28 protein-coding genes, 3 tRNA genes and 1 riboswitch are annotated in these 23,986 nt (G+C 70.9%); of the genes, 19 read left to right on the top strand and 12 right to left on the bottom strand.

The genetic code is table 11. The annotated features are described in order from the left end of the window. Window position 1: 1 nt before the first annotated feature. Together ACMCNN_RS08050 and ACMCNN_RS08055 are read right to left on the bottom strand one after the other, a co-directional pair. The gene (locus tag ACMCNN_RS08050) at window positions 2-478 is read right to left on the bottom strand and encodes an NUDIX domain-containing protein (protein ID WP_412745545.1); all 477 of its coding nucleotides are present in this window, start codon (window positions 476-478) and stop codon (window positions 2-4) included. A gap of 3 nt (window positions 479-481) precedes the next feature. Further along, a complete protein-coding gene (locus tag ACMCNN_RS08055; protein ID WP_412745546.1) occupies window positions 482-1,801 on the bottom strand; it encodes a helix-turn-helix domain-containing protein in 1,320 nt (439 codons plus the stop codon). 52 nt (window positions 1,802-1,853) lie between these two features. Here ACMCNN_RS08055 and ACMCNN_RS08060 point away from each other — a divergent pair, with 52 nt between their 5' ends. From ACMCNN_RS08060 to xerC, 15 genes are all read left to right on the top strand, one after another. Then, window positions 1,854-2,174: a hypothetical protein gene (locus tag ACMCNN_RS08060; protein ID WP_412745547.1), complete on the top strand. Its 321-nt coding sequence runs from the start codon at window positions 1,854-1,856 to the stop codon at window positions 2,172-2,174. Window positions 2,175-2,416: 242 nt separating this feature from the next. After that, complete coding sequence (locus ACMCNN_RS08065) at window positions 2,417-3,340, top strand: hypothetical protein (RefSeq protein ID WP_412745548.1); 924 nt, start codon at window positions 2,417-2,419, stop codon at window positions 3,338-3,340. 14 nt (window positions 3,341-3,354) lie between these two features. Beyond that, window positions 3,355-3,684 carry a hypothetical protein gene (locus tag ACMCNN_RS08070; RefSeq protein ID WP_412745549.1) on the top strand — a complete coding sequence of 110 codons (330 nt, stop codon included), beginning with the start codon at window positions 3,355-3,357 and terminating at the stop codon, window positions 3,682-3,684. 102 nt (window positions 3,685-3,786) lie between these two features. After that, entirely contained in the window at window positions 3,787-4,671 is an 885-nt protein-coding gene (locus tag ACMCNN_RS08075) for an FtsK/SpoIIIE domain-containing protein (protein WP_412745550.1), read from the top strand. Next, complete coding sequence (locus tag ACMCNN_RS08080) at window positions 4,668-5,129, top strand: hypothetical protein (RefSeq protein ID WP_412745551.1); 462 nt, start codon at window positions 4,668-4,670, stop codon at window positions 5,127-5,129. The genes ACMCNN_RS08075 and ACMCNN_RS08080 overlap by 4 nt, the downstream gene beginning before the upstream one ends. 120 nt (window positions 5,130-5,249) lie before the next feature. Beyond that, a complete protein-coding gene (locus tag ACMCNN_RS08085; protein WP_412745552.1) occupies window positions 5,250-5,690 on the top strand; it encodes a hypothetical protein in 441 nt (146 codons plus the stop codon). Beyond that, window positions 5,687-6,001 (top strand): hypothetical protein, encoded by a 315-nt coding sequence (locus ACMCNN_RS08090; RefSeq protein WP_412745553.1) that lies wholly within the window; start codon window positions 5,687-5,689, stop codon window positions 5,999-6,001. The genes ACMCNN_RS08085 and ACMCNN_RS08090 overlap by 4 nt, the downstream gene beginning before the upstream one ends. Continuing rightward, window positions 5,998-6,405, top strand: a complete 408-nt coding sequence (locus ACMCNN_RS08095) for an RRQRL motif-containing zinc-binding protein (RefSeq protein WP_412745554.1) — start codon at window positions 5,998-6,000, stop codon at window positions 6,403-6,405. Before ACMCNN_RS08090 ends, ACMCNN_RS08095 begins: the two co-directional genes overlap by 4 nt. A 4-nt stretch (window positions 6,406-6,409) precedes the next feature. Then, the gene (locus ACMCNN_RS08100) at window positions 6,410-6,583 is read left to right on the top strand and encodes a hypothetical protein (RefSeq protein WP_412745555.1); all 174 of its coding nucleotides are present in this window, start codon (window positions 6,410-6,412) and stop codon (window positions 6,581-6,583) included. After that, entirely contained in the window at window positions 6,580-6,870 is a 291-nt protein-coding gene (locus ACMCNN_RS08105; protein ID WP_412745556.1) for a hypothetical protein, read from the top strand. Before ACMCNN_RS08100 ends, ACMCNN_RS08105 begins: the two co-directional genes overlap by 4 nt. Beyond that, window positions 6,867-7,631, top strand: coding sequence for a DUF2637 domain-containing protein (locus ACMCNN_RS08110; RefSeq protein WP_412745557.1), 765 nt, complete (start codon window positions 6,867-6,869; stop codon window positions 7,629-7,631). The genes ACMCNN_RS08105 and ACMCNN_RS08110 overlap by 4 nt, the downstream gene beginning before the upstream one ends. After that, window positions 7,628-8,044 (top strand): hypothetical protein, encoded by a 417-nt coding sequence (locus ACMCNN_RS08115; protein ID WP_412745558.1) that lies wholly within the window; start codon window positions 7,628-7,630, stop codon window positions 8,042-8,044. Before ACMCNN_RS08110 ends, ACMCNN_RS08115 begins: the two co-directional genes overlap by 4 nt. Continuing rightward, complete coding sequence (locus ACMCNN_RS08120; protein ID WP_412745559.1) at window positions 8,044-9,966, top strand: replication initiator; 1,923 nt, start codon at window positions 8,044-8,046, stop codon at window positions 9,964-9,966. Before ACMCNN_RS08115 ends, ACMCNN_RS08120 begins: the two co-directional genes overlap by 1 nt. A 29-nt stretch (window positions 9,967-9,995) precedes the next feature. Continuing rightward, window positions 9,996-10,193: a helix-turn-helix domain-containing protein gene (locus tag ACMCNN_RS08125; RefSeq protein ID WP_412747098.1), complete on the top strand. Its 198-nt coding sequence runs from the start codon at window positions 9,996-9,998 to the stop codon at window positions 10,191-10,193. After that, window positions 10,190-11,356 (top strand): tyrosine recombinase XerC, encoded by a 1,167-nt coding sequence (gene xerC / locus ACMCNN_RS08130; RefSeq protein ID WP_412745560.1) that lies wholly within the window; start codon window positions 10,190-10,192, stop codon window positions 11,354-11,356. Before ACMCNN_RS08125 ends, xerC begins: the two co-directional genes overlap by 4 nt. A gap of 65 nt (window positions 11,357-11,421) precedes the next feature. Here xerC and ACMCNN_RS08135 read toward each other — a convergent pair. From ACMCNN_RS08135 to ACMCNN_RS08145, 3 genes are all read right to left on the bottom strand, one after another. Beyond that, a tRNA-Val gene (locus tag ACMCNN_RS08135) sits at window positions 11,422-11,496 on the bottom strand. 16 nt (window positions 11,497-11,512) lie between these two features. After that, a tRNA-Cys gene (locus ACMCNN_RS08140) sits at window positions 11,513-11,583 on the bottom strand. Window positions 11,584-11,620: 37 nt separating this feature from the next. Continuing rightward, window positions 11,621-11,693: transfer RNA gene (locus ACMCNN_RS08145), tRNA-Gly, on the bottom strand. 148 nt (window positions 11,694-11,841) lie between these two features. Between ACMCNN_RS08145 and eis the strand changes: the two genes are divergently transcribed. Then, window positions 11,842-13,032, top strand: coding sequence for an enhanced intracellular survival protein Eis (gene eis / locus ACMCNN_RS08150; protein WP_412745561.1), 1,191 nt, complete (start codon window positions 11,842-11,844; stop codon window positions 13,030-13,032). A 204-nt stretch (window positions 13,033-13,236) separates the two neighbouring features. On the opposite strand, the gene ACMCNN_RS08155 is transcribed toward eis, so the two are convergent. The 4 genes from ACMCNN_RS08155 to ACMCNN_RS08170 form a co-directional block, all read right to left on the bottom strand. After that, entirely contained in the window at window positions 13,237-13,971 is a 735-nt protein-coding gene (locus ACMCNN_RS08155; RefSeq protein WP_412747099.1) for an FAD:protein FMN transferase, read from the bottom strand. A 31-nt stretch (window positions 13,972-14,002) separates the two neighbouring features. Next, window positions 14,003-14,503 carry an FMN-binding protein gene (locus tag ACMCNN_RS08160; RefSeq protein WP_412745562.1) on the bottom strand — a complete coding sequence of 167 codons (501 nt, stop codon included), beginning with the start codon at window positions 14,501-14,503 and terminating at the stop codon, window positions 14,003-14,005. A gap of 29 nt (window positions 14,504-14,532) precedes the next feature. After that, on the bottom strand, window positions 14,533-16,086 hold the full coding sequence (locus tag ACMCNN_RS08165) for a ferric reductase-like transmembrane domain-containing protein (RefSeq protein WP_412745563.1): 1,554 nt from the start codon (window positions 16,084-16,086) through the stop codon (window positions 14,533-14,535). A gap of 109 nt (window positions 16,087-16,195) precedes the next feature. After that, window positions 16,196-17,212 (bottom strand): phosphatidylinositol-specific phospholipase C, encoded by a 1,017-nt coding sequence (locus ACMCNN_RS08170; RefSeq protein WP_412745564.1) that lies wholly within the window; start codon window positions 17,210-17,212, stop codon window positions 16,196-16,198. Window positions 17,213-17,439: 227 nt separating this feature from the next. On the opposite strand from ACMCNN_RS08170, the gene cbiE reads away from it, so the two are divergent. The 3 genes from cbiE to ACMCNN_RS08185 are packed head-to-tail and all read left to right on the top strand — an operon-like array spanning window position 17,440 to window position 20,263. After that, window positions 17,440-18,654, top strand: a complete 1,215-nt coding sequence (gene cbiE / locus ACMCNN_RS08175) for a precorrin-6y C5,15-methyltransferase (decarboxylating) subunit CbiE (protein ID WP_412745565.1) — start codon at window positions 17,440-17,442, stop codon at window positions 18,652-18,654. After that, window positions 18,651-19,394, top strand: a complete 744-nt coding sequence (gene cobM / locus ACMCNN_RS08180) for a precorrin-4 C(11)-methyltransferase (RefSeq protein ID WP_412747100.1) — start codon at window positions 18,651-18,653, stop codon at window positions 19,392-19,394. Before cbiE ends, cobM begins: the two co-directional genes overlap by 4 nt. Further along, complete coding sequence (locus ACMCNN_RS08185; protein ID WP_412745566.1) at window positions 19,382-20,263, top strand: cobalt-precorrin-6A reductase; 882 nt, start codon at window positions 19,382-19,384, stop codon at window positions 20,261-20,263. Before cobM ends, ACMCNN_RS08185 begins: the two co-directional genes overlap by 13 nt. 10 nt (window positions 20,264-20,273) lie before the next feature. Here ACMCNN_RS08185 and ACMCNN_RS08190 read toward each other — a convergent pair whose 3' ends face one another. From ACMCNN_RS08190 to ACMCNN_RS08200, 3 genes are read right to left on the bottom strand one after another with little or no spacing between them, the layout of a single operon-like run. Next, window positions 20,274-21,809, bottom strand: a complete 1,536-nt coding sequence (locus ACMCNN_RS08190) for a precorrin-2 C(20)-methyltransferase (RefSeq protein ID WP_412745567.1) — start codon at window positions 21,807-21,809, stop codon at window positions 20,274-20,276. Then, window positions 21,806-22,426 carry a precorrin-8X methylmutase gene (locus tag ACMCNN_RS08195; RefSeq protein ID WP_412747101.1) on the bottom strand — a complete coding sequence of 207 codons (621 nt, stop codon included), beginning with the start codon at window positions 22,424-22,426 and terminating at the stop codon, window positions 21,806-21,808. The genes ACMCNN_RS08190 and ACMCNN_RS08195 overlap by 4 nt, the downstream gene beginning before the upstream one ends. Next, window positions 22,423-23,754, bottom strand: a complete 1,332-nt coding sequence (locus ACMCNN_RS08200) for a precorrin-3B synthase (protein ID WP_412745568.1) — start codon at window positions 23,752-23,754, stop codon at window positions 22,423-22,425. The genes ACMCNN_RS08195 and ACMCNN_RS08200 overlap by 4 nt, the downstream gene beginning before the upstream one ends. A gap of 128 nt (window positions 23,755-23,882) precedes the next feature. Next, window positions 23,883-23,953: riboswitch (cobalamin riboswitch) on the top strand. Window positions 23,954-23,986 lie beyond the last annotated feature (33 nt).

Below are 23,986 nucleotides of genomic sequence, written 5' to 3' on the forward strand. Positions count from 1 at the left end.
GTCAGGTCGGAACCGAGCCGCCTTGCAAGTAAACGGTTCGCAGGTCTTTGTGGGCTCGCAATGCCTGTGCGATCCGCTTCTCTAGGCGGGGGACTGTGACGTCCCGTAGCTGCTCCAAGCCGACGAACGACCATCCCTCTACCTCGCCGTCCGTGAACCTGATCGCGTTGAGCTGCTCGGGTGTCAGCTGGCCGCCATCGAAGATGAAAAGTAGCTTGTCGCCTTCGTCGGGATGAGGTGCCCAGTCCACTGCAAGCAGCTCGTTGACTCGGACGTCCAGCCCGATCTCCTCGCGTACCTCGCGCCTGCAGGCGTCCAGAGGTGCTTCACCCTCCTCGACGTACCCGCCGGGGATATCCCAGTACGGCTTGTAGGTCGGCCGCAGCATTAGGACGCGGTCCTGGTCGTCGACAAAAAGCGCGCCCGCTGCGACCCGTGGGGTTGCGAACGGACGCGCCTTCTCTGGTGGCTCGATCACACGTCAGACTGTACGGAGCTCTCCTGCGACGCGCACCCGTTGCGCTAGCCCAGCAAGTTGGAAGCTGGGTCGACCGCGTCCCCGTCGCATCCACGTTTGGACGAGCTGTCGGCTAATGGCATGGTGTCGCACCTGTTCGGGCGCTTGCTGTTCGGCGTTGAGGAGGGTGGCCAACGCATCCTCCATCCGGTTTCTCGCACTCAGTGCCCTCGCGACTTCAAGGGCGTGCCTGACCTGGCGTTCGCGCGGCATGGAGCTGGTGTCTACGCGCTGGCCGAGATCGATTGCGAACTCCACGTCGCCGAGATCCATAGCGGCCGTAACCCGGTGGATGCTGACGTTGGTGGGCCCGAAGGCAGTCCAGAGGTGGTTTCCGTCGTGCCCGATTCGTCGGGCGGTCTCGTCCGCCTCGTTGAGGAACGCCTGGGCGGAGGTTCGGTCTTCGGCTCGTGCCGCGGCGACGGAACCGGCAAGCAGCAGCGTGCCGTAGATCGACAGGTACTCCGGCCCCGCGTCGGCGAGGCCGGGCTGGAGGTGGGCGGCCGCGTCGTTGGTGAGCTGGGTTGCTTCCGTGTACCGGCCGGTCGAGAGGAGCGTGTGCACGAGCGAGCGGAAGAGGGAGCCCATGACGACGGTGTCTTCGCTGCGTTGTGCTGAGGCGAATCCTCGTTCGGCAGCGATCCATGCGAGGTCTGCCTCGCCGAGCTTTGTCAGCAGGACTGCGGCTGCCTGGTAGGAGAGGCCGAGCAGCGCGAACGCCCGCTGCTGGTCCTCATTGGTGGCTGCCTGGGTGGCGGCCTGGGCGCTCGAGAGTAGTTCCGGCAGCCGGCCGACTACGTAGCCGTACCGGGATTCTTGATAGGCGGTCCATACAGAGTCGACGTCGGTAACGATCCTGCTGACCTCAGGCGGGTCGTTCGGTGCAGGTTGGGCAAACGGCGACAGTTGTCGGTAGTTCAGGAGCGTGTCGCGTAGAGCGGACACCGTCTTCTTGCCGCTCTCGGCGTTCCATTCGAGCAGCGTGGGTTCTCCGACGAGATCACCGATAGTTACGTCGAGTGCTTCGGCCACGCGTCGGACCACAGATAGGCGATCAAGATCGATTCTGTTGTTTTCGATCTTGCTAAGCCAGTCGACGGTACGTCCAACGATTCCTGCCAGCGCCTCTTGCGACATTCCGCGGCGACGTCGGTACCACGCGATCCGCTCACCGATGGTGAGTTCTTGTCCGATACCTCGCATGGCTTGATCATCTCCGACCTCGTCGATGTGTCCCCGGAAAAGTATTCCAGGTTCAGTCGTGATCTTGGACGTACGTTTCATGTCAGAGCGATCGTCCGCAGGGGACAGGCTCACTATCAGGGAGGTAACCCTCGTGAAGATCTACGTGGACACGACCGGTATCACGTTCACGGTCGCGAAGAAGGCTCAGCCGAAGGTGGACGAGAAGGGCAATCAGCGGTCCGAGAGGGGAACGGGCCGTCCCATGTGGTCAACCCAGGTCGTCGCGCTCGACGAAACGGGCGGCGAGGTCATCAACGTCACGACGGTCGGTGAGATTCCGTCGGTGGAGGTTGGTCAGTTCGTCGCGCTCGAAGCGCTGGAGGCCAAGGCATGGGCGACCAACGGGCGTAACGGCACTGCGTTCCGCGCGGCGTCGCTGAAGCCCCTGACGAGTACCCCGGCGAGCAAGTAGCACTTCCTGCAACACCGGAACACCTCGCCACAGTGTCCGTGGCAAGTTCTCGACCGTTCGCGGTCGCATTCCCTGAATCACCGATCTGACAGTCCGGGAATCCGCTGGCTCGCCAGTATCCCGGCCCACGGCCACTGCAATGGCCGCAGCAGCTTCGGGTGTGCGCGGGGTCGGTAACGGCTGCAACCTGCCGACCCCACGCCATACCCAACCCATCCAGCCCCTGCCAGGGAGGACAAGTCGTGTCCAAATCTACCCGAGGTTTCGGTTTCCGGCGTGGCTCCGGCACCGTGACCGTCATCGAGCAGAAGGTGCACCGCTCCTCGGAGCGCAACGCCCGGTTCGCCTTCATCATCACCGCCATCGTCGTCGGCCTGGCCACGATGAGCGTCGCCTCCGATCGGATGCACCCGATCCTCGCGGGGCTCCTGGCCGCCCCGGCCGCGTTCGTGTCCGGCGCCCTCGTGTGGCTGCTGGTCCGGATCTGGCCGGTCCTGCGAATCCTCTGGTGGTGGTTCGGCGAGATCACCGCCGCGATCGGGCTCACCTACGGGTGGATCGCCCTCGCGGATGCGACCCCGGCCGCGCTCACCCTCGGCATTCTCGCGGTCTTGGTCGGTGTTCCGGCCGCCGTGCCGTACCTGCGGCACCGGGTGGAGGCACTGGCCTGGTGCGTCATCGTGCGGCACCGCCTACGGGTGTGCTTCTCGCAGTTCATCATCGCCAACAAGTCCGGCAGCCTGCCCCTGATCCTCTGGGCACGCCCCACCCCCGTCGGGGAACGCGTCTGGGTCTACCTCCGCCCCGGCCTCTCCCTCGCCCGTCTACAGGATCGGCTGGGGGAGATCGCCGTGGCCTGCCACGCCACCACGTGCGTGGTCGAGCTGGCCAGCGCCAACAAGAACGCCGCCTACCTGCGGTTCGACATCAAACGCCGCGAGGTCCTGAACGCCGACGTCAACTCCTCGCTCCCGAACCTCGTCCCGGCCGGCATCCCCACCCAGCAGGCACCCGGATCGGTGCCCACGGCCCTGGACCTGCCCGACGTCCCGGCCGACCCCAACCCCATCGCTACCGCCACCAAATCGGCGGGCAGCCCGAACGGCCGCAAGACGGCCAAGGCGGCCCCGGCCGCCGACACGTCCGACGACGACCCCTGGGACTGAAAGGAACCCCCGCGATGAAAGACCTTCACGACAACGAGGTACCGACCGTCGAGTTCGTCGTGGCGTTCAGCCACGGTTACGGCATCGGAGCCCTTCGGCTCGGCGGACACGACTACCCGCACAACACCGACGACCTCAAACACTGTGTCGACGGAATCCGCCGCGCAGGTTTCCGCTATGTCGCCATCACCTCGTGGACCGACGCGACCGGCGTGGTCCACCCGGTTGAGCCAGCCGTTGAGGAGCCGTACCTCGACGTGATTCCGCTACTCGACGCCGAGGGCTATTTCGCCTGCGGCTGTTACGGCGCCCAGCGCGAGCACACCTGCAGCCCACTCGATTGACCGATAACGGAACCGACGCGGAGGAACGCAGAGGCCTCCAAGCACATTGCGTCCTTCGCGTCGGTCCCGGCCGAATCTACCCCCTAACCGGAGGCCCGCACCATGACCACCGCTATCGCCCGTGACCCGCTCGGTACTGACCGGGTGCCGGTCGGCCCGCGACTGTCGATGTTCGACCCGATGTTCATCGGCATCGACGAGTTCGGCCACCACGTCACCCTCGACACCGTCTACCACAACCTGCTCATCGCCGGGGAACCCGGCGCCGGCAAGTCCGGCCTGATCAACCTCGCCGCCGCCACCGCTGCCCTGGCCGACAACACCCGCCTCGTGCTGCTCGACGCGAAGTTCGTCGAACTCGGCCCCTACGCCGACGTCGCGGACGCGTTCATCGGCAACAACATCGAAGAAGCCATCCGAGTGTTGCGGCGGCTGCTGACCGTCGCCACCAACCGCTACCTGTGGCTGCTCTCGCATCGTCGTCGCAAGGTCATGCCCGACGACGGGCTCACCACCATCGTGACGATCATCGACGAACTTGCCATGTTCTCCACCGTGCTCGGCACCAAAGCCCAGCAGGAAGAATTCGAAGGCCTGCTCCGCGGCCTGGTGTCGCTCGGCCGCGCCTGCGGGATGCCGGTCATCGCCGCCACTCAGCGGACCTCCTGGGACATCATCCCCGCCAGCCTGCGGGACCTGTTCGGCTACCGGTGCGCTTTCCGCTGCACCACCAACGGCAGCAGCGACGTCATCCTCGGCCAGGGCTGGGCCGATCTCGGCTACTCGGCCACCGACATCGACCCCGCGAATCGGGGTGCCGCGTGGCTGCTCGCTGAGGGCGGTATCCCGCGTCGGATCAAGTGCGCGTTCCTAACTGACGCGCAGATCTACGCCATCGCCGACTACGCCGCCTGGATGCGGCGTCCTTCCGGCATCACCGTTCCCGCCCCTGCCCTCCTTGCCAGTGAATGGGGGATCGCCGCATGACCACCTATCTCGGCCGCCCGGTTACCCAGCGTGCCGCCGGCCAGCACCCCATCGTCACGCGCGACCACCTCGTGGTCGGCACCGTCGCCCAGCTCGTCAACCTGATCACCCGGCACCGCGCCGCCGGAACCCTCGTCGCTATCACCACGCCCCGGCCGCTATCCGCCGACCGTTTCCAGGTCGTCATGCGGCTCCGTGAACCCATCCGACCCGGTCGCCGGGTGACCTCGGTGGGCGACTACGCCCGCACCCGCGCCGCCCAGCGTTCCCGGCGCCGTACCCGCGTCGCCGCGTTCACCGGCACCATCGCCGGGCTCCTGGCCGTCGGCGCGTTCCTGCTCGGCCAGCTCGCCGAAATCGCTACCGCTCACGCGGCGCCGATCCTCGGCGTCCTTGGCCTGGCCGCCCTGGCAGCCGGGCTTACCCGCCGACCCCGGCGGCACTGCCGCGGCTGCTGACCGGCCGCGCGCACCACAACTGCATAGCTCCAGAAAACACGACAGGACCGGCACACGCCTGGCAGCTCGACCGGTCCTGTCCCTCACCACTGCCCATCCGAAGAAAAGGACGTGGCTGCCATGAAGGCTACCCACAAACCGCCCACCCTCGACCACCAACCCGACGCGACACCCGCCGAGCTGCTCCACGGCGCCGCCGCCTACCTACGGCGGCACGGCTGGATCCAAGGCGACTTCTTCGACCTACTCACCGACGAGGCGTTCCCGCCCGCCTGCGCCATGGGCGCCATCAACGTCTGCGCCCACGGCCGCCCGACCCTGGGCTCCGACGACACCGCCGACGACACCCTCACCGACGCCGCCATCCGCGCCAAGCGCGTCCTGGCCGCCTACCTGGACCCCGAATACCTCACCGACGGACTGCTCCATGAACGCAGCGCCATCGACATCATCGGGGACTGGAACGACCAGGACGGCATGACCACCGAGCTGGTCGCCGCCTCCCTCGACGACGCCGCCGACGACTGGGACCGCCTCCACACCACCGGGGGTGCCCGATGAGCCTGTCCACCGTCAACGGCGTCTTGACATTCCCCCACACCACCCATCCCTCTCCGCGTCGCCGGGATGTGGTGGAGAACGACGAGTACGCCGCGTTCGTGCGGCGCATCGTCCGCGCCTACGCCCGCCGCGTCGCCACCGGCGACATCGAGGCCCTGGCAGACATGACCGGCCTGTCCGCCCTGCTCGACGAGGCCATCACCGACGCCGTGACCGGGCTCCGCGCCCACGGCTACTCCTGGGCCGACATCGGCACCCGGCTCGGCATCAGCCGCCAGGCCGCCCAACAACGGTGGGGAGCCGACCGATGACCACTGAGATCCGTCATCCCGGTTTGGACGATCTGGCCGACCGCATCGCCATCCGCGCCGAGTTCTACGACCCCGCCGGTACCCGGCACGGCCTGCCCACCTTCCCTTTCCACTACGCCCCCGACGGCCTGGCCACCCGACGCCAACTCCGCGCCGACGGCCTACGCCCGAACGGCCAGCCGATCGCCGCGCAAATCCTGTGGCGACACCGCAAACACATACGGACCGCCTACCTCTACCGCCGGGACCTGGCCGCACCCAAACGCACCGCCAGCCCGGCCCAGCTCGCCGCGATCGGCAAAGCGCTACTGGCCCGCCGGACCTGCCGCAACTGCGGCACCACCCGCGGCTACTACATCCCACGCCGGACCGGCGCCTGCCTCATCTGCGAACCCGGGAGGTGACCCCATGCACCACCGACTCCGCACCCTCGTCCAGCGCCGCGCCACCCGTCACACCCAGACCGTCGACGAGCTGGGCTACGGCTACTCCCGCGACACCACCCCGGCCGCCATCGCGGTACCCGACGGGGTCGACCTCTACTTCTTCACCGGCCGCACCCGTAGGGAGGCCCTGCGATGAGTCTCTTCGACCGGCACGACTCCACCACCGCACCCGGCTGTGTCTGGTGCATCGACGGCATGACCCCCGCCGGAATCCACCCCGACCTCGGCCCCGTCCTGCGTCTCTGCCCGACGCAGCGGTGGTGCACCGAATGCGGCGACACCTCGGTGTTCCCCGCCGAACACGAAACCCTCGACGACCGCGTCAACGACATGCTCGACGACGGCCTGGCCGCCGTCTGGTGCGCCCAGTGCAACGGCGTCATCGCCGTCGTACCCGTCACCAACGACGGAGGCATCCGATGACCACCACCCTGACGCAGCAGTTCGCCGCCGAGTACACCAAACGCGCCGTGCCCGGAATGCTGCGCGCGATCCGCGTCATCAAATGGGCCAACAAGGGCATCCTCGTCGGCGCCGTCACCGCCAGCTACCTACACCAAGCCCACTTTCTGCTAACCCTCGGCGCGGGGGTGTTCGCGTGGATCGTCCCGGCCGTGTTCGACCTGGGCATCGTCTCCATGCTCACCATCACCCAAACCATCGGCATGGCCACCGACGCCAAACGCGCCGCGTTGAAGGTGCTGATCGTCGTCATCGCCATCTCGGCGGCGGTCAACGCCGCCGCTCCCGGCCCGCTCGGGCTGCGGGTCATCTTCGCCCTGATCGTCGGCCTGGTCGCCGGGGTCGAATGGGTCGCCGGGAAGATCCGGCCCGACTTCGCTGCCATCGAAGTCCGCGAAACCGAACTCACCACCACCAGCGCACCGGCCGCGAACACCATGCCTGTCGACGTCATGGCCGCGACTCCGGTACACACCGCACCGCCGGCCAGCACCGACCGTCACCACACCGACGGCGCCCCGGCCCGGCTGGTGTCCGCCGCACGCATGATCACCGTGCAGCACCGGCAGACCTCCACCCAGCCGCTCACCGCCGACGAGCTGGCGACCCGGCTCAACACCACCCCGGCCATCGCCGGGCAACTCCTGGCCACCATCGACAACCCCGCCCCGACTGCGGGACGGATCAACGGGCACAGCCCCGTCCTGGACGGTGTGCGATGACCGCCATCCTGGTCGACGTCCACCACTACACCCACACCTGCCCGGCTGGCCCCGAGCCGCACCCGTACGACACCCGCCGCACCGTCATCGCGGTCAACCCTGGCGGGCCTTGCCGCCGACCGGTAAGCCTCCGGACCGGACACACGACCGTCACGATCGCGTGCGGCCGACGCATACCCCGCGAGCAGCAGTGCCCGGCCTGCCGCATCACCCTCATCGAACACACGATGACCTTCACCCACACCGGCCCCCACCAGCAGGCCACGCAACCGATGCCGGGCGGCCTCGCCGCCCACCCCTGCACCTCCTGCGGACAGCCCCTCGCGGCCGTCCTCGCGGAGCTGGGCAGGCACCTGCTGTGCCAGCCCCGCCGCACCCGCCAGCACCCCACCGATCACGGGGTTGCTGCCTGATGGATTCGACGCTGGACCTCGTACCCCGGGAGCAGTCTGCCCAGGGTACGGGCTCGAACGCCGAACCCGCATGGATTCCCCCGTTCGCTGCCTCGTCCACCGCCGGGCAGGCCCTGGCCCGCGCGTCCCGGGCGGACTACTTCGGTTGGCTGTCGCATGTGCAGGCCGCCGCCGGGTGCACCCGTCCGATCCGGCTGTCCGGCGACATCTACACCGTCGCGCGCCATGGCAGCGGCGCCACCATCCTGGATCACCGGCACACCGACAGCCTTCCCGACGCCGCCATCTACAAGGCGTGCGGGAACCGCCGCCATTCGGTCTGCCCCTCCTGCGCCCGCACCTACCAACGCGACGCCTACCAGCTCCTCCGCGCAGGGCTCGTCGGCGGCAAAGGTGTCCCCACCACGGTGTCTCGGCACCCGGCCGTGTTCCTCACCCTCACCGCCCCCGGGTTCGGCGCCGTCCACACCCGCCGCGTCAGCACGCACACCTGCACCGACCGCAAACGCTGCGACTGCCGCCCCGACCCCTGCCATGCCCGCCGCGACCACCCCGCCCCCTGCGAACACGGCCAGCCGGTCGTCTGCTGGGTGCGCCACGACGCCGACGACCCGCAGCTCGGGCAGCCGCTGTGCCTAGACTGCTACGACCACGACCACCACGTCGTGTTCAACCTGCACGCCGCCGAACTCTGGCACCGCACCAAACAAGCCGCCGAACGCGCCCTCGCGAAACTCTGCCGCGCCCGCGGCATCCCCTTCATCGAGGTCTGCACCGACGGCAAGACCGTCCGGCGGATCCCACCCGTGCGGCTCTCGCACGGCAAAGCCGCCGAGATGCAACGCCGCGGCGCCGTGCACTTCCACGCCCTGGTGCGCCTCGACGGCGTCAACCCCGGCGATCTGACCGCCGTTGTCCCGCCCCCGGCCGGGATAGGCCTGGCCGACCTCGTCGACGCCCTCGACGCCGCTGCCCGCGAAACCGGGTTCACCACTCCCGGGCACCCGGACCGGCTCGACGGCTGGCCCATGGCCTGGGGCGAGCAGCTCGACATCCGCCCGATCACGCTGACCGGGACCGGGGAGGTCACGGACGGCATGGTCGCCGGGTACCTCGCCAAGTACGCCACCAAGAGCACCGAGGCCACTGGCCACAACTCCACCCGCATCACCGCCGACACGATCGAGCAGCACGGCGACCCCGATGGCGGGCACACCGCCCGCCTCATCGACGCCTGCTGGCGCCTCGGTCGTCCGACAACTCCCACCCCCATCACGGGCTACCTGCTCGGTTTGCTCGCCAAGCAGGTAACGAACAAGGCCACCCCGATCGCCGATGTCCTCGGCCTTCTTGCTGGGCTGGCCGTCACCTACGTCCGGCGGAAGCTGATCGACAGGCCACGCCGGGCACCGCAGTCCGGCAACCGTCGGCTGCCCTTCGACACGCCCTGGGACTGCCCGGACTGCGGCACCCACACTCGCTACCGCGCCTGCCCCGTCTGCACCGCCGAACGTCAAGCCAGCCTTGACACCAAACACGCGAACACGGCCGGACGGGCCACCGGGTACAGGCGGCTGCGCCGCTGGGCACACATGCTCGGATACGGCGGCCACTTCCTCACCAAAGCCCGCCGCTACTCGATCACCTTCCGCCTGCTCCGCGATACCCGCATCACCTACCGCCGCGCCACCGAACAGGCCAACACCGACAGCGGCGCGATCCGCGCCGCCGACCACCAGAGCGAAGAAACGACCCTCACCGTCGGCACCCTCACCTACGCCGGGGTCGGCTGGCACACCAGCGGCGACGCCATGCTCGCCAACACCGCCGCCGCGATGGCCCGTGCCCGACACGAGATCGGGCGCGAAGAACTCGCCCACGAAATCGGCACCAATCCGGCCGCCATAGAGGAAGCCGCCTGACCCCGGAAGGAGAACACGCATTGCATGACCTGACACCCAAGGCGCTGTATCGCATTCCCGAGGCGATGCGGCTACTCAGCCTCAGCCGATCCGTCATCTACGAACTAGTCCGGTCGGGACGCCTGCGATCCGTCAAGGAAGGCCGCACCCGGCTCATTCCTCGATCCGCCATAGTGGAATATGTTGCCCTGCTGGAAAGCGAGAGTACGAAAGGAGCCGCCGCATGACCAAACGCCGCAGTCGCGGAGACGGGGGACTGCACTGGGACGAGGACCGGCAACGGTGGATCGCCACAGTGACCGTCGGGTACACCCCGGCGGGCAAGCGCATTGTCCGCAAGGCCAGCGGCAGGACCAAGACCGCCGCGCACGCGGCACTGCGGGAGAAGATCCGCGAGTACGAGGACGGACTGTCCACGGCGCAAACGGGCTACACCGTCGCCCAGGCCGTCGAGGACTGGCTCGCCTACGGGCTCAACGGTCGCGCCGCCAGTACGGTCGAGAAGAACCGGTACATGTGCAAGCACATCATCGAGGGCCTCGGCGCCCGCAAACTCAAAGACTTGAGCGCCACCGAGATCGACCAGTGGTTGATGCGGCTGGCCAAGAAACTCGGCACCAGCACGGTTCAGCGCGTCTATGAATGCCTGAACCGGGCCGTGATCCGCGCAATGGCACGAAACAAGGTCAAGCAAAATGTCGTCGCCTTGTGCGGCGTTCCCTCCGGGCAGCCGGGCCGCCCGTCGAAATCCCTCACCTTTGAGGCCGCGAAAGCGCTTCTCGATGCTGCGGAAGACACGAGGCTCTACGCCTACGTCGTTCTCTCACTTCTGATCGGTGCGCGTACCGAAGAACTGCGCGCCCTGACCTGGTCCCACGTCGACCTCGACGGCCGACCCGACGAAGACGACCCGGTCCCGCCCTCGGTGCAGGTTTGGCGATCAGTCCGGCAGGGCGGCGACACCAAGACCCGCAAGTCCCGGCGCACCCTCGCCCTGCCGCTGCGCGGCGTCGTGGCTCTCCGGGTCCAGCGCGCTCTTCAAGACCAGGACCGGCAGCAGGCCGGCAACAACTGGCAGGATCACGACCTCGTGTTCGCCTCATCGCTGGGCACCGCCCTCGACGCCGCCAACGTCCGGCGTGCCTTCCGCCGGGTCACCAAGGCGGCCGGGCTCAACCCCGCCGACTGGACGCCGCGCGAGCTGCGGCACAGCTTCGTCTCGCTGCTGTCCGAAAGCGGCGTCTCGATCAACGACATCGCAGACCTGTGCGGCCACTCCGGCACCCGGGTGACCGAGGCCGTCTACCGCCACCAGCTCCGCCCGGTCCTGCTGACCGGGGCCGCCGCCATGGACAAGATCTTCGCCCTCGATGGCGAGCCACGGCGATAGTCACCCAGTTAGTCACCCAGGATGCAGAAGAGGCCATGTTCATCGATTGAACATGGCCTCTGAGCTGGTGGGCGATACTGGGATCGAACCAGTGACCTCTTCCGTGTCAAGGAAGCGCGCTCCCGCTGCGCCAATCGCCCCGGTCATACTTTGCCGAGGTGGAGACGGGATTTGAACCCGTGTACACGGCTTTGCAGGCCGTTGCCTCGCCTCTCGGCCACTCCACCGAGTGGGCCCCGCACGTTACCTGTGGAAGCCTCTCCGAGCGGACGACGGGATTCGAACCCGCGACCCTCACCTTGGCAAGGTGATGCGCTACCAGCTGCGCTACGTCCGCTTGTCGCTCCGGTGGTGTTCCCCGGTGACGGATAGGAACTTTAGCCGGTTGCCCCAGTGGTTGCCAAACCGGGGTCCCCCGGCGCGTCGCGGCCCGTCGCGCCGGCGCCCTGACCTGGGCGGCCGCGGATTTGGAGTGGGATGGCGGCATGGAGATCCGACAGATCAGCGCCGAGGAACGGACGCACACGATGTGGCCGCTGCAGGCGTACGCCTTCCAGCCGTCGCCGGGATCGGACGGGGAGACCGAAACGTACGCGCGGCGCATGCGGTTCTACCGCTCCGCGGTCAGCCTGATCGCGCAGGAGGACGGGGAGACCCTCGCCGGGGCGGCCGCCTTCCCCATGCGGCAGAACGTACGCGGCGTGGTGCACGACATGGCCGGAGTCGCGTCGGTGGCCTCGCACCCCGCCGCCCGGCGCCGCGGCCTGGTACGCCTGCTGCTGGAGCGCCTCCTGCGCCAGATGCGCGATCAGGGGTGCACGGTGAGTGCGTTGTACCCGTTCCGCCCGTCGTTCTATGAGCGCTTCGGCTTCGTGGGGCTGCCGCGGTGGCGCACGGCCACGTTCGCGCCGGAGGGCCTGACGCATCTGCAGCGGGCCGACCTGCCGGGCACGGTGGAGTGGTTGAGGCTCCGGGACGGCTTCGACGACTACCACGCGTTCACGCTGCGCCTGCTGGGGGAGCGGCATGGTTTCGGCGTGTTCGATGAGATCCGTACGGCGGAGTTCCGGGAGAGCCCGCCGCGCTGGGTCGCGCTGGCGCGGGTGGATGGGGAGGTGGTGGGCGCGGTGACGTACCGGGTGGACCGGTACGGCGGGGACCTCGTCGCCGATCACCTGCTCACCACCGGCCCGCTGAGCCGGGCCCTGCTACTGCAGTTCTTCGCCCGGCACGTCGATCAGGTCGCCCGCGTCGCCGTGCTCGTGGACACCGACGAGGTACCGGAGCTGTGGGGGACCGACCTGACGGTGACGACCGAGGGCCGGGTGGCGAACCCGACCACGAACGCGCCGATGGCCCGGCTGTTGTCGGTGGAGGCCCTGGCGGGCTCGGCGGCCGGCGACGCTGCCGCGGTCACCGTGAGCGTGGTCGACGACTACCTGATCGGCGGGACCTACCGGCTGGCGGGCGACGCGGGCCGCCTCATGGTGGAACGGGACCCCGGCGGCGCCGCGCAGGCGACGCTGAGCTGCGCGGGCCTGTCCGGCCTCGCATACGGCGTGCTCGACCCGGTCGACGTCGTGGTCCGCGGCTTCGGACACGTGGATCCCGGGGCGGTGACGGCGCTACGGGCGCTGTTCCCGCGCTCCATGCCCTACCTGTTCGCAGACTTCTGACCACCACGGGCGATGACGGCCGGGCACTGACGGACCCAGCGAGTCGACTGCCACGGGCGATGACGGCCGGGCGATGACGGACCCAGCGAGTCGACTGCCACGGGCGATGACGGACCCAGCGAGCGACTGCCACGAGCCATGACGGACCCGGGGAACGGCGGCCACGGATTCGATGACGGCCACCGGGCGATGCCGTCCGATCGCTTACGCGTCGTCCACGGCGGGCAGGCCGGCGGTGCGAAAGGCGCGGCCGTCGTCGGTGACCGCGGCGGACTCGTACCCGTTGGCGGCGAGCTTGCCGAGCCAGCCGATGCCGGGCTCGCCCATGGCGAGCGCCGCCGTGGCGTACGCGTCGGCAACGGCCAGGTCGGGGCCGGTCACGGTCACCGACCGCAGCCCTTGCGCGGCCTGCCGGGTACGCGGATTGAACACGTGCGCGCCCCGCTCGTACGTGCCGGAGGTGGCCACCGCCCCGTCCGTGAGTTCCAGCACCCAGCTCAGCTTGTCCGCCTGCCAGGGGTGCCGGACGCCGACCCGCCAGGGTCGGCCGTCGGCCTTGTGGCCGCGCATCCGGATGTCGCCGCCCGCGTTGACGCAGTGGTTGACGCTGCCCGCCTCGGCCAGCCGCGCCGAGGCCACCTCGATCGACCAGCCCTTGACGTAGCCGGACGGGTCGAGCGGCCCGGCGGCGTACGCGTCGAACCAGCCGTCGGTCTCGCGCCACAGGTCGGCGCAGGCGGCCAGCACGTGTCGCAGGTCGGGGGAGGCGTCGTCGGCCTTGATCTCGCCCCGGCGCAGCCGCATGACCTCGCTGTCGTCGGAGTACGTGGTGAACCGGCGGTCCACCTCGTGCAGCCAGTCGCAGACCTCGCCGATCAGGGTGGTGAGCCGGTCGGCGGGCAGCGGGTCGGCCAACTCGATGCTGACCACGGTGCCCATGACATGTTCGACGTGCCGCACCCGTTCGACCCTACGCGTTCGCCTCGTCGAGGGCGGCCTGCAGCGATTCCACGTACGACTTGCTGGTGAAGGTGGCGCCGGAGACGGCGTCGATGTCGGCGCTCTGTGCCTTGAGGGTCTGCTCCTTGAGCTGCGGTATGGCGGCCGGGTTGATGGTGGCGCTCTCGCCCGTGGTCGGGTACGTGGCGGCGACCTTGCTGATCTTGCCGTCGGCGACCCTGATGCTGACCTGAACGGTCCCGTACGGATTGCGCACGGGCTTGCCCTTGAACGTGCCGTCGGTCAGGCCGCTCTCCCCGCCCGCGGTGCCCGAGTTGTCGTCGCCCTGGTCCTTTTCCTTCTTCTTGTCGGAGGACTTCGACGGCTCGGGGTCGGCGCCCAGGTCGTTGTTGGCGACGTCGACGGCGGGTGGTGCGGCGGTCACTACGGGCGCGGACACGCTGAGCCGTACGCCGATGATGAGGGCGGCGCCGGTCAGGGTGCCCACGGCTGCTGCGGTACTACGTCGCATCGGTCTCTCCAACTCGAAGGGGTCGAGCGTCAGAACTCGAAGGGGTCGAGGTGCATCTGGCTGTCGGGTACGTCGAGCTGGCGCAGGGTGTTCACGGCCGCGCCGACCAGGCCGGGCGGGCCGCACAGGTACACGTCCCGGCGGTTGATGTCGGGGACGAGGCCGAGCATCCCCTCGGGGGTGAACAGGCGGCGCGGGCCGGCGTCGGCGCGGGAGCCGACGATGTAGCGGACCCAGGCGTCGCGCCGCTCGGCCAGGTCCTCCAGCTCCTCGCGGAACACCAGCTCGTCGGGGCGGCTCGCGCGGTAGATGACGATGGTGTCCGGCGGCATGTCCTCCAGCAGCGCCCGGATCGGGGCGATGCCGCTGCCACCGGCGATGAGCAGGGCCCGCCGCCGGGTGCGGTGCTGGGCGGTGAACGTACCGAAGGGGCCCTCGGCCCACACCGGGGTGCCGGGCTCCAGCTCGCCGAGCCGCGCGGTGTGCCCGCCCGCCACGGTGACGGTGAGCCGCAGCCAGTCGGAGTTCGGGGCGGCCGACAGGGAGAACGGGTGCGACTGCCACCAGCCGTTGCGGGTCAGGAACCGCCAGCGCATGAACTGCCCGGCCCGGGCGGGCAGCCGCTCCAGGTCCTTGCCGTCGATGTAGATCGAGAACGTGTTGGCGCCCTCGGGCACCACCTCGCCGACCGTGAAGCGGTGCCGCGCGTTCAGCCAGACGGGCTCGACCAGGCGGCCCCAGAACAGCGCGGCGATGACCAGCGCGCCGAGGCCCGGCCAGAAGAACTTCGCGTACGGGCCGCTGAGGTCGGCGCCCGTGGCCACCTGGTGGCCGTAGCCGAGCAGCAGCACGAGGTACGCGGCGAGGTGGGTCAGGTGCCACAGCTCGTACGGCAGCTTCGTGCGGGCGGCGCGGATCGACAGCAGGCTGATCACCACGAGCAGGACGGTGGCGACCGTGGCGCTGATCATGTCGGGCAGCGTGGTGATGATGTCGATGCCCTGCTGCACGACGCCGGTCTGCGCGGTCTTGGCGTACCCGAAGACGATGAACACGATGTGTGTCAGCACCGCGACCACCAGTGAGGTGCCGAGCCAGCGGTGCCAGCGCAGCAGGTCGCGGGCGCCGACCCACTCCTCCAGCCACGACACCCGGCTCATCATGAGCAGCTGAATGAAGAGCAGGTAGCCGCCGATCAGGCCGGTGACCCGGCCGACCGCCATCATCAGGGTGGCGGTGTCGCTGATCGCGCCGGCCTGGGTGTCGAACACCCACAGCGCGACGCTGGTGCCGAGCCCGGCGAAGAACAGAATGACGGTGAGCAGCCGGTTGCCGGAGACGCTCTCGGCCGGGGGCCGGTCGTCGACCGGCACGGCGGGGCCCGCCCCGGTGCCGCGCCAGCCGCTGGGGTCGGTGGGTGCTTCGACGATGATGTCGCCGCGGGCGTACTCGGGTCGCTGCTGGGTCCGGGCCAGGAACCGGGCCGTCGCCACCGGCTCCGGGCGACGGCTGCGCTGGTCCTCGAAGGTCTGGAACGCCACCGGCCCTTGTCGGCCGGCGACGTCACCCTGCGCCCGCGCCATCGCCTCTCACCCGCTCAGCAGTCGTCGTCTGCGCGCCTGCCACCCCCCGGTGGCCGACGTGACGACCGGCGGCCGTCGGGGTTTGGTACGCAGCGGGCGCCGGTAACGCTCAAGCCGAGGCGGAAAAAACCGGGTTGAAGCTGATCAGCTTGTCGATCAGGCCGCCACCCGGGAAGTCCATCAGGACCATTCCGGTGCGGTGCGTGACGTGTCCCTGGTTCAGGTAATCGAGCAGGAACGGATTGACCCCCTGCACCCACAGCGCCCCGCCCGCACACCACTGGGGCTGCACGAACGTGCTCGCGCCGCTGGCGAAGTTCACGTACATCTTGGTGGGGTCACCGGCGTCTGTGACGTCCAGGAACCGGCGTACCTGATCACGCTTCGTGGCGATCGCGCCGATGTTCGGGACGTTGTAGTTGTCCTGCACGTAGGTCGACGTGCCGTTCCAGTCCAGGAACTGGGTCAGCCCGTAATGGTCGATTGGTCCGCCGAACGCACCGTGCAGCACGGCAAGGACGAGCTTGCCCCGAATCGCCCCGAGGGCGGGGGTGGCCGCGGCGGTGCCGCGCTGGATCGAGGGCTGCCAGAACAGGGCGGGACGTTTCGCCGCGTACAGGTCGAAGATGTCCGGGAAGCTCAGCTGGCCGGGCACGTCCGTGCACGAGCCCAGCTCGCCGGTGCACTCCTGCTTGAGTCGCATCACCACGGTCTCTGCCGGGTGCGCGCCGAGGAAGTCGGCCACCTTGTCGAGGACGTCGTCGAAGTTCGCGTTCTGATAGACCGCGCCGTGGTGGATCGTGAAGGTGTTGCCGCCGTTCACCCGGGCCCGGATGTCGATCATGCGGACGCCGGCCGCGAGCTGGGCGGAGAGCGTGCCGCCGCTGTCGCCGAAGTCCTCCTGGGTCTGTGTCGGCCCGCCGCCGTGGATCGCCAGCGTGTCGTGGGTGCCGGGCAGCGACAGCGCGGCGAGGCTGGTCGCGTCCGGCACGGATCGCATCCAGTCCGGGTGGTGGGCCGTGCTCAGCGTCCGGTAGGACGCGTCGCCGGCGAGAGCGGCGGCGACGGGCCGGGGCGCCGCGACCAGCGTCGTGATCAGCGTGAGGACCGCGAAGACGCGCTTCATGCATGGAAAGATATCGATCTCACGGTACGGCGGGAAGACACGAACCCCGATCAGCCGCGGACGATCTCCCCGACCACCTCGCGAACCGCGGCCCGGTACTCGTCGTCCCCGATCAGGCCCTCGTCGTGCAGCGCCGTCAACTCCGGGCCCACGGGACACGGAACCCGGGTGGGTGTTCGGCGAGCCCTGCGGGCTGCTCCGCACCGGCCGGGCGATAGCGTCAGGCGGTGACCAACGAGGAGTCCCCACTGACCGTCGTCGGGATCGGCGCGGACGGGTGGGACGGCCTCACCGACCCGGCCCGGACCGCGCTGACCGCCGCGCAGGTGGTCCTCGGAGCGGACCGTCAACTGGCGCTGCTGCCCCCGGCCGTCGCCGCGCAACGGGTGCCCTGGCCCTCCCCGTTGCTGCCCGCCCTGCCCGGCCTGCTCGACGACCACCGAGGACGGACGGTCTGCGTGCTGGCCAGCGGCGACCCGATGTGGCACGGCATCGGCGCCACCCTGGCCCGCCTGGCCGGGCCGGACGCCGTCCGGGTCCTGCCGCACCCGTCGTCGATCTCGCTGGCCGCGGCCCGCCTCGGCTGGCCACTGGCCGACACCGACGTGCTGAGCCTGGTCTCCGCACCCGTCGAGGAACTGCACCCACTCGTGCACCCGGGCCGCCGGATCCTCGTGCTCAGCCGCGACGGCGCCACCCCGGCCCGGGTGGCTGCGCTGCTCACCGCCCGCGGCTACGGCGACAGTCCGCTCACCGTGCTGTCCCGGCTCGGCGGCCCCACCGAACACGCCCTCACCGGCACCGCCGCGGACTGGGCCCACCCGGACACCGACCCGCTCAACGTGATCGCGGTCGACTGCCGGGGAGCCGGCCGTCCCGTACCGTGCGTGCCCGGCCTGCCCGACGAGTGGTACGACACCGACGGGCAGCTCACCAAGCGCGAGGTCCGCGCGGTCACCCTCGCCGTGCTCGGGCCGCAGCCCGGCGAGCTGCTCTGGGACGTCGGCGCGGGCTCCGGCAGCATCGGCGTCGAATGGATGCGTACGCATCGCGCCTGCCGGGCCGTCGCGGTCGAGTCGTCCGCCGAGCGCGCCGCCCGCATCCGCGCGAACGCCGCAGCCCTCGGCGTGCCCGCGCTGCGGGTCGTGCACGGCCGCGCCCCCGACGCCCTCGCCGGGCTGGACGCCCCCGACGCCGTGTTCATCGGCGGCGGCCTGACCCGCGACGGGCTGCTCGACACCTGCCTGGCCGCGCTGCGCGGCGGCGGCCGCCTGGTCGCGAACGCGGTCACCGTGGAGTCCGAGGCCGTGCTGGCCGCCTGGCACGCCAAGCTCGGCGGCGAGCTGACCAGGATCGCGGTCAGCCGCGGCGCGCCGGTCGGCGGCTTCACGGGATGGAGAGCGATGATGCCGGTGACGATCTGGTCGGTGACCAAGCAGTGACGGTGCACTTCATCGGCGCCGGCCCCGGCGCCGCGGACCTCATCACGGTACGCGGCCAGCGCCTCATCGCCGCCGCACCGGTCTGCCTGTACGCGGGCAGTCTCGTCCCCGCCGAGCTGCTGGCCTCGTGCCCCCCGGACGCGAAGCTGGTCGACACCGCGCGGCTGACCCTCGACGAGATCGTGGCGCTGATGGTCGCCGCACACGCCGACGGGCACGACGTGGCGCGGCTGCACTCCGGCGACCCGTCGGTGTTCAGCGCGGTGGCCGAGCAGATGCGCCGACTCGACGCGGCCGGGGTGCCGTACGACGTGACGCCCGGAGTGCCCGCGTTCGCGGCGGCGGCCGCGTCGCTCGGGCGCGAGTTCACCGTCCCCGGGGTCGCGCAGACGGTCATCCTCACCCGCACCGCCGAACGGGCCACCGCGATGCCGCCCGGCGAGGACCTGGCCACGCTGGGCGCCAGCCGCGCCACGATGGTGCTGCACCTGGCCGTGCAGCGCATAGACGCGGTGGTCGCGGAGCTGACCGGCAGCTACGGCGCGGACTGCCCGGTCGCGGTCGTGGCCAGGGCCAGCCGCCCGGACGAGCTGATCGTGCGGGGGACACTCGCGGACATCGCCGCGCGGGTCGCCGAGGCGGGCATCCGGCGTACCGCGGTGATCGTGGTGGGTGCGGCGCTGACCGCGTCGCAGTTCCCGGACAGCCACCTCTACTCCGCGGACCGATGCCGGACCTGACCCGGCCCGAGGTTTCCGGGCCGGAGGCGGACCCGGCCTGGCCCGATGCGGGCCGGCCGGGCGCTGACGGCGGGCCGTTCGGCGCGGGGCTGCGGGTGCTGATCCTCGGGGGGACCTCGGAGGGACGCGAGCTCGCCGCCGCCTGCGCGGGCGTGGCCGGGTTGCACGTCACCAGCTCTCTGGCCGGGCGCACCAGTGCTCCGCTGCGTCCGGTCGGCGAGTTGCGCGTCGGCGGGTTCGGTGGTGTCGACGGGCTGATCTCGTACCTGCGGTCCGAGCGGATCGGTGCGGTGGTCGACGCCACCCACCCGTTCGCGGCGACGATGTCCGCACACGCGGTGGCCGCGTCGGCGCGGGCCGGGGTGCCGCTGCTCGTGCTGCGTCGTACGGGGTTCGTGGCCCGGCCCGGCGACGACTGGCACCGGGTGCCGACCGTGGCCGCCGCCGCGGAGCTGGTGCCCGCCCTGGGGCAGCGGGTGTTCCTCACCACGGGGCGGCAGAGCATCGCCGCGTTCGCGGGGGTCGGTGGGTGCTGGTTCCTGTCCCGGTCCGTGGAGCCGCCCCAGCCGCCCGTCCCACCGCGGCTGGAGGTCGTGCTGGACCGGGGACCGTTCACGGTGGAGGGCGAGCGGGCCCTGCTCGACAGGTACCGGATCGACGTGCTGGTCACCAAGGACAGCGGCGGAGCGGCACCGAAGCTCGACGCCGCCCGCGAGCGCGGCATCCCGGTCGTGATGATCGACCGCCCCTCACCCACCGCGGAGCCCGGCGCGCCGGCCTCCGGCGCTGCCCCTCCGGTGGAGATCGTCGCGACGATTCCCGCAGTGCTGGCCTGGCTGACCGCTCGCGGTGCCACCGACCGATCTTGAGGATTCCGGGTCAGGAGCGGGCCGGGTAGTGGCGGGGAGTGAAGACCAGGGCCGTGCCGTCCGCGCGGATGCAGGCGCGGGTCTGCGACGAACCGATGATCAGCAGGCAGCGCATGTCGATCGTGGCCGGGTCCAGCTCCGCCAGGGTGGTCACCCGCACCGTCTCGGACGGGCCACCCACGTCGCGGCCCACCACGACCGGCGTTTCCGGGCTCCGGTGCGCGAGCAGCAGCTCCCGGGCCCGGACCAGCTGCTCCCGGCGGCTGTTCGACGCCGGGTTGTACAGGGCGATCACCAGGTCGGCGCCGGCCGCGGCGGCCAGCCGGTCGGCGATGACCCGCCATGGCTTGAGCCGGTCGGACAGCGACACGATGCAGAAGTCGTGTCCCAGCGGCGCGCCCACCCGGCTCGCTACCGCCTGCGCCGCGGTCAGCCCCGGCACGACTCGCACCGGTACGTCCTTCCACTGCGGATCCTCGCTGACCTCCAGTACGGCAGCCGCCATCGCGAACACCCCCGGATCACCCGAGGACACCACCGCGACCCGCCGCCCCCTCTTCGCCAGGTCCAGCGCGAACGCCGCCCGTTCCGCCTCGACCCGGTTGTCGGAGGGGTGGCGGCGCTGCCGCGGGTTCGGCGCGACGCGGTCCAGGTAGGGCCCGTATCCGATCAGATCGTCGGCCGCCGCGAGCGCCGCCTGGGCCTGCGGGGTGAGCCAGTCCCGCCCACCCGGCCCCAGCCCGACGACGGTCACCGACCCGGCCCCGTCCAGCGCGGGGGATCCGCGTCGGGCCGCCGACCCGTTCTGCGCGGCCGGTTCCGCGGGAGTGGTGGCCGGGCTGGGCAGCAGGGCCAGCGAGAAGTACGGCACGGTCGCCGGGTCCACCTCGGCCAGTGGTTCGGTGCGCTCCCGGTCCGTGGTGGCCCGCTCCACGTACCACGCGTCGTCCAGGCGGCCCGCCCTCTCCAGCGCCTCCCGCACGCCCGTGAAGGTGCGGCCCAGCTTCATGATCGCGGCGGGGCCGGCGTCCGCCAGCCGGGTGGCCAGCTCGTCGGGTGGCAGGGTGCCGGGCAGGACCGTCAGCACCTCGTCGCGTTCCACCAGGGGCCGCCCGAGGGTGGCGGAGGCCGCGCTCACCGACGTCACCCCGGGTACCACCTCGGTGGGGTACCGGTGCGCCAGCCGCTTGTGCATGTGCATGTACGAGCCGTAGAAGAACGGATCACCCTCGGCCAGCACCACCACGTCCCGGCCCGCGTCCAGGTGGGCGGCCAGCCGCTGAGCCGCGTCCGCGTAGAACTCGTCGATGGCACCCTGGTAGCCGCCGGGGTGGTCCGTGGTCTCCGTGGTGACCGGATAGATCAGCGGTTCCTCGATCTGCTCGGGCCGCAGGTACTGCGCGGCGATCGCGCGGGCGTTGCTGCGCCCGTGCCGGGCCGCGTGGTACGCCACCACGTCGGCCGCCCCGATCAGCCGTGCCGCCTTCACCGTGACCAGCTCCGGGTCGCCGGGCCCGAGACCCACGCCGTACAGCCGCCCGCTCACTCTTCCTCCGATGCCAGGGCGTTGACGGCGGCCGCGGTGATCGCGCTGCCGCCGCGCCGCCCGCGTACGATCAGGTATTCCAATTCGGAGGCGGCCAGCGCCTCCTTCGACTCGGCCGCGCCGATGAAGCCGACCGGGATGCCGAGCACCGCGGCCGGGCGTGGCGCCCCCGCCGCGATCAGCTCCAGCAGCCGGAACAGGGCGGTCGGCGCGTTGCCGATCGCCACCACGGCCCCGTCGAGCCGGTCGCCCCACAGGTCCAGCGCCGCCGCGCTGCGCGTGTTGCCGAGCGCGGCGGCCAGTGCGGGCACGGCCGGGTCGCGCAACGTGCAGATCACCTCGTTGTCCGCGGGCAGCCGCCGCCGGGTCACCCCGGACGCCACCATCTCGGCGTCGCACAGGATGGGCGCGCCGTCGTGCAGTGCCTTGCGGGCCGCGACGACCACCCCCGGGCTGTGGCCGATGTCGTCCACCAGATCGACCATGCCGCATGCGTGGATCATGCGGACGGCCACCCGGCCCACGTCCCCGGGCAGCCGGGACAGGTCGGCCTCGGCCCGGATCGTGGCGAACGACCGGCGGTAGATCTCCGCCCCGTCGCGTACGTACTCCATCAGCTCCTCCTCGCGGCGGCGACCAGACCGGCCACCCCGTCCACGCTCGCCCGGCCCGACCCGGCGGGGGAGCGCACCTCGTAGTCCCGCCCGGTCGCCTCGACCCGCACATGGGGCCCGCCCGGGCTGCCGCAGCCGCGCGCGCAGCCCACCCAGTGCACCGGCAGACCCCCGCCCGGATCCGTCGCGCGCACCACCCGCGACGCATCGGCCCGCACGTCGGCCAGCGACTTCGCGCACCCGGGCAGTCCCGCGCACGTGGTCACCCCCGCCCACGCGGAACCCTGCTCGATTTCGAGCCCGACCCCGGCCATTGCCTGCCCCCACGTCAGCGCCGCCTCCGGCGCCAGCCCGGGCACGACCACCCCACGCCACGGCGTCACCACCAGCGTCGCGGCCCTTTCCAAAACCGTCATGTGTACGGCGTTCCACCGCCCGAGCGGCACCACCGCCCCGACGCTCACCAGCCCGTCGGGCCCCGCGATCAGCCCGACCGGCGCCTCCACCGCGGGCTGCTCCAGCGCAACCGGTGCCACCAGCGGCACGCCCAACGCCGCCGCGGTGAGCGCCGCGAGCCGTCCCGGCCCGCCCACCAACTCCCGCACCCGCCAAGCCCCACGCGCCCCCGGCACATCCGGCCGATCCACCGTCGCGCCGTCGGATCTTGGCGCCCACCGGCCCCCAGCGGGGCCGCCAGCTTCCAAGATCTCGCTGGTGGCCGGGTTGGTCCGGGGCGCGGTGCACGGGGTCTCGCGTTCGGACAGGAAGGCGTGGGCGGCGGTCAGCAGCGTGGGAACCACGCGCCAGGCGGGCACCCGGAGCCCGGCGTCGACCCCGGCGAACAGGATCGCGACCCCGTCGCCCAGCGGATACGCCGCCACGTCCGCCGGGAACGCCACGTCGCCGCGCCCGCTGTCCAGCGCGAACAGGAACCGTCCGGGCAGCCCGGCGAGCACGGGGTCCGCGCACAGTGCCCGGTCCAGCTCGCCGACCAGCGGCGCCACGTCGAGGGCACCGCCGGGAAGCGGGGAGGCGGCGATGTTGCGTACCAGCTCGTGGCTGGGTGCGGGCAGCAGGCCCGCATCCGCGAGACGCCCGGCCAGCCGCTCGGTCGACACGCCGGTGAGCGCGCGCACCTGCATGTTGCCCCGGGAGGTCAACTCGACGTGGCCGTCGCCCCACTCGTGGGAAAGCTCGCGCAGCACCCGCACCTGGTCGCCGGTGAGCCGCCCGCCGGGCAGGCGGACTCGCGCCAGCGGCCCGTCGGCCGCGGCATGCAGCCGCAGCGCTCCGGGGCAGGCGTCGACGCTGACGCGACGTGGGGAGGACACGGCCCGGATACTACGGGCGGGCACCGACCTTTCCGCCACACCCGCCGTTGTTGTCGGACGCGGCACGCCGCCTTGACGTGGCCGACACCCCTTGCGCAGAGTGGGAGTCCACGTGCGGCGACGCCGCGGAGGAAGCCGGTGCGAGTCCGGCGCGGTCCCGCCACTGTCACCGGGTGCACCACCCGGGAGCCAGGAACTCCGGTCGCCGTGACCCTTCGACCCGGGGCGCGGA

The sequence above is a fragment of the Krasilnikovia sp. MM14-A1004 genome (assembly GCF_047159485.1).
Taxonomy (GTDB): Bacteria; Actinomycetota; Actinomycetes; order Mycobacteriales; family Micromonosporaceae; genus Actinoplanes.

What these genes read in the sequence shown, in the direction of transcription:
- ACMCNN_RS08155 (WP_412747099.1), bottom strand. Translation starts at nt 13,971, where the DNA reads ATGGGCACCGTGGTCAGCATCGAGTTGGCCGACCCGCTGCCCGCCGAC.
- ACMCNN_RS08075 (WP_412745550.1), top strand. Translation starts at nt 3,787, where the DNA reads ATGACCACCGCTATCGCCCGTGACCCGCTCGGTACTGACCGGGTGCCG.
- eis (WP_412745561.1), top strand. Translation starts at nt 11,842, where the DNA reads ATGGAGATCCGACAGATCAGCGCCGAGGAACGGACGCACACGATGTGG.
- ACMCNN_RS08170 (WP_412745564.1), bottom strand. Translation starts at nt 17,212, where the DNA reads ATGAAGCGCGTCTTCGCGGTCCTCACGCTGATCACGACGCTGGTCGCG.
- ACMCNN_RS08120 (WP_412745559.1), top strand. Translation starts at nt 8,044, where the DNA reads ATGGATTCGACGCTGGACCTCGTACCCCGGGAGCAGTCTGCCCAGGGT.
- ACMCNN_RS08115 (WP_412745558.1), top strand. Translation starts at nt 7,628, where the DNA reads ATGACCGCCATCCTGGTCGACGTCCACCACTACACCCACACCTGCCCG.
- ACMCNN_RS08100 (WP_412745555.1), top strand. Translation starts at nt 6,410, where the DNA reads ATGCACCACCGACTCCGCACCCTCGTCCAGCGCCGCGCCACCCGTCAC.
- ACMCNN_RS08105 (WP_412745556.1), top strand. Translation starts at nt 6,580, where the DNA reads ATGAGTCTCTTCGACCGGCACGACTCCACCACCGCACCCGGCTGTGTC.
- ACMCNN_RS08090 (WP_412745553.1), top strand. Translation starts at nt 5,687, where the DNA reads ATGAGCCTGTCCACCGTCAACGGCGTCTTGACATTCCCCCACACCACC.
- ACMCNN_RS08165 (WP_412745563.1), bottom strand. Translation starts at nt 16,086, where the DNA reads ATGGCGCGGGCGCAGGGTGACGTCGCCGGCCGACAAGGGCCGGTGGCG.
- ACMCNN_RS08085 (WP_412745552.1), top strand. Translation starts at nt 5,250, where the DNA reads ATGAAGGCTACCCACAAACCGCCCACCCTCGACCACCAACCCGACGCG.
- xerC (WP_412745560.1), top strand. Translation starts at nt 10,190, where the DNA reads ATGACCAAACGCCGCAGTCGCGGAGACGGGGGACTGCACTGGGACGAG.
- ACMCNN_RS08185 (WP_412745566.1), top strand. Translation starts at nt 19,382, where the DNA reads ATGCCGGACCTGACCCGGCCCGAGGTTTCCGGGCCGGAGGCGGACCCG.
- ACMCNN_RS08055 (WP_412745546.1), bottom strand. Translation starts at nt 1,801, where the DNA reads ATGAAACGTACGTCCAAGATCACGACTGAACCTGGAATACTTTTCCGG.
- ACMCNN_RS08070 (WP_412745549.1), top strand. Translation starts at nt 3,355, where the DNA reads ATGAAAGACCTTCACGACAACGAGGTACCGACCGTCGAGTTCGTCGTG.
- ACMCNN_RS08110 (WP_412745557.1), top strand. Translation starts at nt 6,867, where the DNA reads ATGACCACCACCCTGACGCAGCAGTTCGCCGCCGAGTACACCAAACGC.
- ACMCNN_RS08080 (WP_412745551.1), top strand. Translation starts at nt 4,668, where the DNA reads ATGACCACCTATCTCGGCCGCCCGGTTACCCAGCGTGCCGCCGGCCAG.
- ACMCNN_RS08160 (WP_412745562.1), bottom strand. Translation starts at nt 14,503, where the DNA reads ATGCGACGTAGTACCGCAGCAGCCGTGGGCACCCTGACCGGCGCCGCC.
- ACMCNN_RS08095 (WP_412745554.1), top strand. Translation starts at nt 5,998, where the DNA reads ATGACCACTGAGATCCGTCATCCCGGTTTGGACGATCTGGCCGACCGC.